Here is an 8,520-nt window from a genome sequence, read left to right on the forward strand (position 1 = left end):
CGGGCGAACGCCGCCTCGCCGCCCTGGAACTTCCAGGGGAAGCAGCCGATGACCAGCCGGCGGTTCTGGATCTCCGGGGCGCTGATCTCGCCGCCCAGGTTCTCGATGTGCATGCAGTTGTGGCCGAACAGCTTGTTGTGCGTGAGCTGGTAGTCCTCGTCCGGGAACAGCTTCGCCACCGCCTCCGGCCCGCCGAACTTCGCCTCGGCCGCGGCGCGCACGCGGTCGCAGTGGCCGTGCATCCCCTTGCCCAGGAACCGGCCGATGGGCAGGTCCATCGGGTGGTCGGTGGACACCACGTCCACGCCCCAGATGTGGATCTCCTTTTCCAGCAGCCACGGCACCATGTCGGGGTGCGCACCGGGGTGCATGTGGATGTACTTCTCTTCGTCGGGCTGGTCGCCCCACTGCGCGTGGCGGTGCCAGCCGGTGTGCAGCAGCAGGATGTCACCCTTCCGTACCTCCACGCGCGACTCGATCATCTCGGGCGTGTACACCGCGAGCTCGTCCATCTCGTCGCTCAGGTTCACGATCACCCCCGGCCCGCACAGCCACTCCATGGGGATCTGGTCGATAGTCATGCCCCCGGTAATGAAGTGCCGCGGCGCGTCCAGGTGGGTGCCCATGTGGTTGGACGTCTGGATGTACTGCGCGTTCACGCCGTGCTCGGCCTTGCGCTTGATGTACTTCACCTCGAAGGGCGGATAGTACGGCCAGAAGGGCGCCTGCTCGTTCAGCGGCTGCGACAGGTCGTACACTTTCATCGGATCTCCGGAAGCACGGGGTTGAGTTGAACGCAGGCCGCGGTTGGCGGCCGCATGATTGGTTACAGGGTACGAACAGAGCGTGGCGGAAACCACGCGCACCTCAGGCCCGGGCGCGCCACCCGCTCCAACTTACACCAGGACAAGCCAGTCCACGAAGGTGGACTTCGTGTGGCCGTTGCAGCGAATTCATTCGCCCGTGCCGGCCCGGGACCGATCCGAGGCCCGGGACTGGTTCCCCGGACTTCTGGCGAGCCCCAGCAGACGCCGAGGGGCCCGGCTTTTGTGTCCGCTGCCGCGCCCGGGCATCGAGGCGCCCCGGGCTAGATCCTTCGGCCCGCGACGGACGGTGTGCGGGCGCCGATTCGGTGCGCCTGGGCCTCAGGATGACAAGCGGTTGTGCGCCATCGGCTCGCGCTGCGGCTGGCCTGGCGCACTCGACTGCGCGAGCAGTCCGCGAAGGCGGACTTCGGGCCGTCGTTGCCGCGACTTCAGTCGCCCCAGCGCGGCCGGGTGAGGGCCCGCTCGAACGCGCGCGGCAGCACCCGCTGCACGAGCACCTTCACCAGTTGCCGCCGGTACTCGGGCGAGGCGTGGATGTCGCCCGGCGGGTCGATGTCGCGCTGGCTGGCGGCCTCGGCGGCCGCGCGGATGGCTGCCTCGTCGGGCGCCTGGCCCACCAGCGCGGCCGCGGCCTCGGCCGCCAGGACCGGGCCCTCGCCCACGCTCAGCAGCGCGATGCGCGCGGAGGAGCACCGGCCGGCGTCGTCCACCTGCACCGTCGCGGCGATCCCCGCCAGCGCGTAGTCGCCGTGGCGGCGCGACACCTCGTCGAACGCCCAGCCGGTGCGCGGGGCGGCCGCGGGCACCTCGATCTCCGTCAGCATCTCGTCCGGCTCCAGCGCGGTTCCGAACAGCCCCGTAAAGAACTCGCCCGCCGTCACCAGCCGCTCGCCGTTCGGACCGCGCAGGCGGAAGCGCGCGTCCAGCGCCAGCATCACGGCCGGCATCTCCGCCGCCGGGTCCGCATGGGCAATGCTGCCCCCCATCGTGCCGCGGTTGCGAATCTGCGCGTGGGCAACGTATGGCAGCGTCTCGGTAATCAGCCCCGCGCGCGCGGCGATCAGCCCATCCCGCTCCGCCGCGCGCTGGCGGACCATCGCGCCGATGCGCAGCCCTCCATCCACCTCCGCGATGCCGTCCAGCCCCGCGATGCGGTTGAGGTCGATCAGCACGGCGGGAACGGCCATGCGAAAGTTCATCGCCGGCACCAGGCTCTGTCCGCCAGCCAGCAGCTTGGCGTCGTAGCCGTGCTCCGCGAGAAGGCACAGCGCCTCTTCCACGCTGTCAGGCCGATGGTACTCGAACGGCGCCGGCTTCATTTCGCGCCGCCGCCCGTGCCCGCGGCCAGGCGCGCCTCCAGCTCCTTGTTCAGCGCGTCCAGCCCCTGCCGTGTCAGCATCTTCGCCACCTGGTCCAGCAGCCGCTGCCCCACGCCGGCCACCTTGCCACCGATGGAAAGGTCCGCGTGGTAGCGCATCGTCGTTCCCCCCGCCGACTCGTCCAGGTTCACCGTCGCGCTGCCGCGGGTGAAGCCCAGCGCGCCCTTGCTGTCCACCAGCATGGTGTAGCTCGCGGGCTCCACGCGGTCCTTCAATTCCACCTTCAGCGACCACTCCGCGGCCGTCACCGGCCCCACGCCGATGCGGATCACGCCCTCGTACACGCCGTCGCCGGTCAGGTGAAGCTTGCGGGCGCCGGGCATGGCCTTGGCCAGCACCTCGGGGTCCTGCAGCAGGTCCCACACGGTCTGGCGCGGGCCGGGAAAGGTGTGCTCGCCGTCGACGATCATGGGGCGGGGTCGCTAAGAGGAATCTCAGTCGGCCGCGAGCGCTTCCGCGCGCACGCCGGGGGCGGATCGGATCAGCTCGAACAGGCGGTTGGGGCTCAGGGGAATCTCGCGGATCTCCAGCCCCAGGTGCGGCACCGCGTTCTCGATGGCCTGCGCGAACGCGGCGCCCGTGGGAATGCACCCCGCCTCGCCCACGCCCTTCAGCCCCAGCGGGTTCAGCGGCGCGTCCGTCTCGCGGTGGGCCATCTCCACGTTGGGAACGTCCATCGCGGTCGGCAGCAGGTAGTCCATGAACGAGGCGTTCTGCAGCTGCCCGCCCTCGTCGTACACCAGCTGCTCGTAGAACGCGTTGCCGATGCCGTGCGCCACGCCCCCCTGCACCTGCCCGGCGACGATCATGGGGTTGATCAGCTTGCCGCAGTCGTGGACGACGATGTAGCGAAGGATCTTCACCATCGCCGTCTCGGGATCCACCTCCACCACCATCGCATGGACGCCACTGGCCGTGCTGCCGTGGTCCGGGCCGAAGTACGCCGTGGCCTCCAGCCCCGGCTCGCTGCCGGGCGTCACCGCGCCGCGCAGCGGGTTGGCGTGGCCGGCCAGCTCGCCCAGCGTCATCGCCCGGTCCGGGTTGGAGTGCGACCGGATGGTGTTCTCCGCCAGCTCGACGTCGTCGGGGGCGATGCCTAGCACGCGCGCGCCCGTCTCCATCACCTTCTTGCGGACGGCGAGCGCCGCCTCGTGGCACGCGCTCCCCGCCACCACCGCGCCGCGGCTGGCGAAGGTGCCCGTCCCCCAGCCGAACTCGCGCGTGTCTCCCGTCACCACGTGCACGCGGTCCACGTCCACGTCCAGCACCTCGGCCACGATCTGCGCGAACGCGGTGTAGTGCCCCTGGCCCTGCGTGCCCAGCCCCGTGGCGACGCGCACCTGCCCGCTGGGTTCCACGGTCACCCGCGCGCCCTCGTACGGGCCGATCCCAGTGCCCTCCACGTACGAGACGACGCCCATGCCGATGTACCGGCCCTCCGCCCGCGCCGCCGCCTGCTCGCGCGGAAAGGTGTCGCGGCCCACGATGTCGAGCGCGGCCTCCAGCGCCGGGGCGTAGTTGCCGCTGTCGTAGTAGAGGGGCGCGAAGTCCTGGAACAAGATCTGGAAGGTGTGGGGAAACACGTCCTTCCGCAGGTAGTTGCGGCGCCGGATCTCCGCCGGCTCCAGCCCCAGCTCGCGCGCGGCGATGTCCAGCAGCCGCTCCATCACGAACACGCCGTGCTGCCGCCCCGCCCCGCGCACCGGAGTCACGGTGACGGTGTTGGTGAACACCGCGCGGAACTCGCTGTTGTAGGCCGGCACATCGTACGGGCCCAGCAGGGTGCACTGGCTGTTGATGGGCACGGTCAGTCCGTACGGATCGTACGCGCCCGTGTCGTGAAAGAAGAAGTCCTGCACCCCCAGGATCTTCCCGTCGCGCGACACGGCGATCTCGGCATCGTGGATCTGGCTGCGCTCCTGGGTGGTGGCGAAAAAGTTCTCCTGACGGTCCTCGGCCCACTTCACCGGCCGGCCCAGGCGCATGGCCACCCAGGGGATCAGCACCTCTTCGGGATAGAACATCATGATCTTGGGCCCGAAGCCGCCGCCGACGTACGGCGCCACCACGCGAACGCGCGATTCCAGCAGCCCCAGCATCCGCGCCAGGCCGTTGCGGATGGGGATGGGCGCCTGCGTGGTGTCCCACACGGTCAATTCTTCCGCGCGGGGATCCCACCGCGCCGCCACGCAGCGGTTCTCCATCGCCGCCGCCGCGCCACGGTCGTAAAGGAAGCGCCGGGAGATGACGAGGTCCGCCGCCGCCTTGGCCGTCTCGTAGTCGCCGTGCCGCTGAACGACGTGCGCCGCCAGGTTGGTGCCCAGCTGCGGATGGATGATCTCCGCCCCGGGCTCCAGCGCCGCCTCCAGCCCCACCACCGGGTCCAGCGGATCGATGTCGACGACGATGTCCGCCATCGCATCCTCGGCGATGTACCGGCTTTCGGCGATCACCATGGCGATGGGCTCGCCCACGTGCCGCACCCGGTCCTTGGCCAGGGGCACCTGCGACGCCTGGTTGAAGACGATGCCGTCGATGGGCGGAGGCGGAACCAGCAGGGGCCCGGGCTGCCAGTAGTCGCCCAGGTCTTCGGCGGTGATGACGGCCACCACGCCGGGCCGGGCGAGCGCCGCGGACGCGTCGATGCTCCGCAGCACCCCGTGCGCGTGGTCGCTGCGCACGAAGGCGGCGTGCAGCATGCCCTCGAGCTGCACGTCGTCCACGAACAGCGCGTTCCCGGTCAGGAGGCGGCGGTCTTCGTTCCGCGGTACCGACGTGCCGACGTAGGTTCGACTCAAGACAGTACGGGAGTGCGAAAGTGCGAAGTGCGAGAGTGCGAAACACCACGGGCGCGCACGCCGTTGACCCAAACACCACAGATGGCAATCCGCGAAGGCGGATTTCGTGTGGTCGTTGCCGCGGATTCATCCGCCCCAGCCGAGCCCGGCGCATACCCACTGATCAAAGAGCCTCGACTTCTTTGTCGGTTTCGGCCGAGGCCCCCATCCGTTCCGCCGCCAGCTGCACCGCCTGCACGATGTTCTGGTATCCCGTGCAGCGGCACAGGTTGCCCGACAGCGCCTCGCGAACCTCCGGCTCGGTCGGCGACGGGTTGTCGCGCAGGAACGGGATCATCGACATCAGGATGCCCGGCGTACAGAAGCCGCACTGCAGGCCGTGCGCGTCGCGAAAGGCCTCCTGCAGCGGGTGCATGGGGCCGGTGCCGGCGGTCAGGTCCTCGACCGTGGTGATCTCGGCGCCGTCCGCCTGCACGGCGAACACCAGGCACGAGCGCACCGCCTCGCCGTCGATCATCACGGTGCAGGCGCCGCACACGCCGTGTTCGCAGCCCACGTGCGTGCCGGTGAGCGACAGGTCCTGGCGCAGAAAATCGCTCAGCAGCAGGCGCGGCTCTACCTCGCGCCGGTACTGGGCGCCATTGACGGAAAGGGAAACGTCCACGGGTTGGGCCACGCGTGCGGGCTGTGTCGGGGTGGAACCGAGGATTTCCAGGCGGGCGCGGACGCGTGAGGCGGGTGCGTCCGGTGTCGCCGGGGAAGGTGAGGCTGCAAACAGACAGATAGGATGCCACGTTCCCCGCCGCAAGTAGGCGCGCTCGCGGCTGGCGGACCGCGGCCCTAAGTTGGCGGCCTGCCGGGCGGCGCCGCCGCCGCCCGCCTGCAAATGAGCACGGGATACCGATGACGCCGCCGAAAGCCATCCTGTTCGACGCCGGAAGCACGCTGGTCTGGCTGGATCACCCCTATCTCCTGGACCTCGCCCGCCAGTACGGGATCGAGGTTTCGATGGAGCGGCTGCTGGACGCCGAGTACACCGCCAAGACGCGGCTGGACGAGCTGATCCGCAGCGGCGAGGTCAGCGACGACCGCAAGCGCGGCGAGGTGTTCTTCGCAGAGATCTTCCGCCAGGTGGGCGTGGGCCGGGAAGCGTTTCCTTCCATCGCCAAGGCGCTCTGGGCGAGGCACGCGGAGCGCAACCTGTGGAGCAACGTCCGCGAACGCACGGCCGAAACGCTGGACGAACTGCGCCGCCGCGGCTACCGCCTGGCCGTCATCTCCAACGCGGACGGGCGGGTCGAAGCGCTGCTGGAGAGCGTGGGGCTGGGGTCGCACTTCGAGTTCGTCATCGACTCCCACCAGGTGGGGATCGAAAAGCCCGATCCACGCATCTTCCACATCGGCGCCGAGCGGATGGGCATCCGCCCCGAAGAGGCCGTGTACGTGGGTGACATCTACGAGATCGACGTGCAGGGCGCCCGCGCGGCGGGAATGCGGCCCGTGCTCATCGACCCGCTGTGGCGCTGGAACGACGTGGACTGCGAGCGCATCCGCGGCCTTCACGACCTGCTGGACCTGTTTCCGGAGACGGCGTGAGCGCCCAGGGCTGGTGGGACGGGTACTTCGACGAGACGTTCGTCGACATCTACCGCGATTTCCTGACGCCGTCGCGCACGGAGCGTGAGATCCAGGGACTTCGGGAGATGGTGCCGCTGGATTCCGGCGCCGACGTGCTGGACCTGGCCTGTGGATGGGGACGGCACTCGCTGGAACTGGCGCGCTCCGGCTTCCGGGTGACGGGGCTGGACTGGTCCGAGACGCTGCTGGCCCGCGCCCGCAAGCGCGCCAAGGCCGCCGGGGTGACGGTGGATTTCGTGCAGGGCGACATGCGCGAGGTGCCGTGGACGGGCCGGTTCGACCTGGCTCTCTCCATGTATTCGTCCCTCGGATATTTCCTATCCGACGAAGAAGACCTGCGTGTGCTTCGCGGCGCACACCGGGCGCTGAAGCCCGACGGCGTGTTCGTGCTGGAAACCATGCACCGCGACCACATCCTGGCCGACTTCACCGAGCGCGACTGGTGGGAAACGGAGGGCGGCGCCACGGTGTGGGTGGAGCGCGAGTTCGACGCCGTCGAGGGCGTCAGCCGCGAGTGGACGCGCTGGTCGCGGGGCGGGGAATCGGGGGAGAAGTACCACGAGCTCCGCATCCGTTCCGCCACGGAGTGGGATGCGCTGCTGCGGCAGGCCGGCCTGGTGCCCATCGACTGGTGGGGCGACTGGGAGCTGGCGCCCTTCATCCACAGCAGCGAAAACCTGATCGCCATCTGCCGGCGCGCCTGACTCCGCGTCGTGCTGGCGCATTCGCCCGCTTTGATGCAATATGGGTGTGCTAAATTTTTCGCTCCCTCACCCGTCCGCGCGATGAAGCCGAACTTCCTCTGCCGCCTGCTCTGCGGCGCGCTCCTGCTCGCCGCCCTGGCGCCGTCCGCCGCCTGCGCCCAGCCCGGCGCCGCCGAGGTGACCGCGTTCGAGAACGTGTCCGTCATCCCCATGGACAGCGAGCGCACGCTGTGCGGACACACCGTCCTCGTCCGCGGCGATCGCATCGTGGCAGTCGGGCCCGCCGCGTCCGTATCCGTGCCGCAGGGTGCCCGGCGCATCGACGCGCGTGGCAAGTTCCTCGTCCCCGGTCTCGCCGAGATGCACGGCCACGTGCCACCGCCCAATGCGCCCGTGCAGTACACTGAGGACGTGCTGTTCCTGTACGTGGCGAACGGCATCACCACCGTCCGCGGAATGCTCGGCGCCCCGGGACAGCTGGAGCTGCGCGCCCGCACGAATCGCGGCGAGCTGCTGGGGCCCACGCTGTACCTGGCGGGACCGAGCTTCAACGGCAACTCCGTCAAAACCCCGGAGCAGGCGGCGCAGATGGTCCGCGAGCAGCGCGCCGCCGGGTGGGACCTGCTGAAGATTCATCCCGGCCTTACCCGCCCGGAATACGACGCGATGGCGCGAGCCGCTGCGCAGGAGGGCATCCGCTTCGGCGGCCACGTGCCCGCGGACGTGGGGCTGATGCACGCCATCACGATGGGGCAGGAGACGTTCGACCACGTGGACGGCTACGTGGAGTACGCGGGCGGCGCGGAGGGACCGATCGATGCGGCGAAGCTGGATTCCGCCGTGCAGGCCACGCGCGAAGCGGGAGCCTGGGTGGTGCCCACGATGGCGCTTTGGGAGGTGCTGTACAACACGCTGCCGCTGGATTCGCTGCTCGCGTATCCCGAGCTGCGCTACACCTCGGCCCAGTCGGTGCGCAGCTGGACGAACGCGTACAACCAGCGCCGCAACGCGCCGGACTACGATGCCACGACCGCGCGGCGCAGCATCAAAGCGCGGCAGCGGGTGCTGGCGGCGCTGCACCGCGGCTGGGCGGGCATCCTGATGGGGACGGATGCGCCGCAGCAGTTCAGCGTACCCGGATTCTCGCTTCACCGCGAGTTTCCCCGCATGCTCG

At 69.8% G+C, this 8,520-nt stretch carries 8 protein-coding genes; 3 read left to right on the forward strand and 5 right to left on the reverse strand.

The features are described 5' to 3' along the window. From VIB55_RS13745 to VIB55_RS13765, 5 genes are all read right to left on the reverse strand, one after another. Positions 1–764, reverse strand: a 764-nt coding sequence (locus VIB55_RS13745; RefSeq protein ID WP_331877224.1) for a cyclase family protein, incomplete at its 3' end; no start/stop codon positions are given. Between the two features lie 491 nt (positions 765–1,255). Then, the gene (locus VIB55_RS13750) at positions 1,256–2,146 is read right to left on the reverse strand and encodes a xanthine dehydrogenase family protein subunit M (protein WP_331877225.1); all 891 of its coding nucleotides are present in this window, start codon (positions 2,144–2,146) and stop codon (positions 1,256–1,258) included. Continuing rightward, positions 2,143–2,616 carry a carbon monoxide dehydrogenase subunit G gene (locus VIB55_RS13755; RefSeq protein WP_331877226.1) on the reverse strand — a complete coding sequence of 158 codons (474 nt, stop codon included), beginning with the start codon at positions 2,614–2,616 and terminating at the stop codon, positions 2,143–2,145. The genes VIB55_RS13750 and VIB55_RS13755 overlap by 4 nt, the downstream gene beginning before the upstream one ends. Positions 2,617–2,640: 24 nt before the next feature. After that, on the reverse strand, positions 2,641–5,004 hold the full coding sequence (locus VIB55_RS13760; RefSeq protein ID WP_331877227.1) for a xanthine dehydrogenase family protein molybdopterin-binding subunit: 2,364 nt from the start codon (positions 5,002–5,004) through the stop codon (positions 2,641–2,643). A gap of 163 nt (positions 5,005–5,167) precedes the next feature. Continuing rightward, positions 5,168–5,680 carry a (2Fe-2S)-binding protein gene (locus VIB55_RS13765; RefSeq protein WP_331877228.1) on the reverse strand — a complete coding sequence of 171 codons (513 nt, stop codon included), beginning with the start codon at positions 5,678–5,680 and terminating at the stop codon, positions 5,168–5,170. A 227-nt stretch (positions 5,681–5,907) separates the two neighbouring features. Here VIB55_RS13765 and VIB55_RS13770 point away from each other — a divergent pair, with 227 nt between their 5' ends. The 3 genes from VIB55_RS13770 to VIB55_RS13780 all read left to right on the forward strand — a co-directional run. Next, complete coding sequence (locus VIB55_RS13770) at positions 5,908–6,600, forward strand: HAD-IA family hydrolase (protein ID WP_331877229.1); 693 nt, start codon at positions 5,908–5,910, stop codon at positions 6,598–6,600. Then, on the forward strand, positions 6,597–7,346 hold the full coding sequence (locus VIB55_RS13775) for a class I SAM-dependent methyltransferase (protein ID WP_331877230.1): 750 nt from the start codon (positions 6,597–6,599) through the stop codon (positions 7,344–7,346). The genes VIB55_RS13770 and VIB55_RS13775 overlap by 4 nt, the downstream gene beginning before the upstream one ends. Before the next feature lie 81 nt (positions 7,347–7,427). Beyond that, positions 7,428–8,520: hypothetical protein (locus tag VIB55_RS13780; protein ID WP_331877231.1), on the forward strand; the 1,093-nt coding region annotated here is incomplete at its 3' end.

Source organism: Longimicrobium sp., assembly GCF_036554565.1.
Lineage (GTDB): Bacteria > Gemmatimonadota > Gemmatimonadetes > Longimicrobiales > Longimicrobiaceae > Longimicrobium.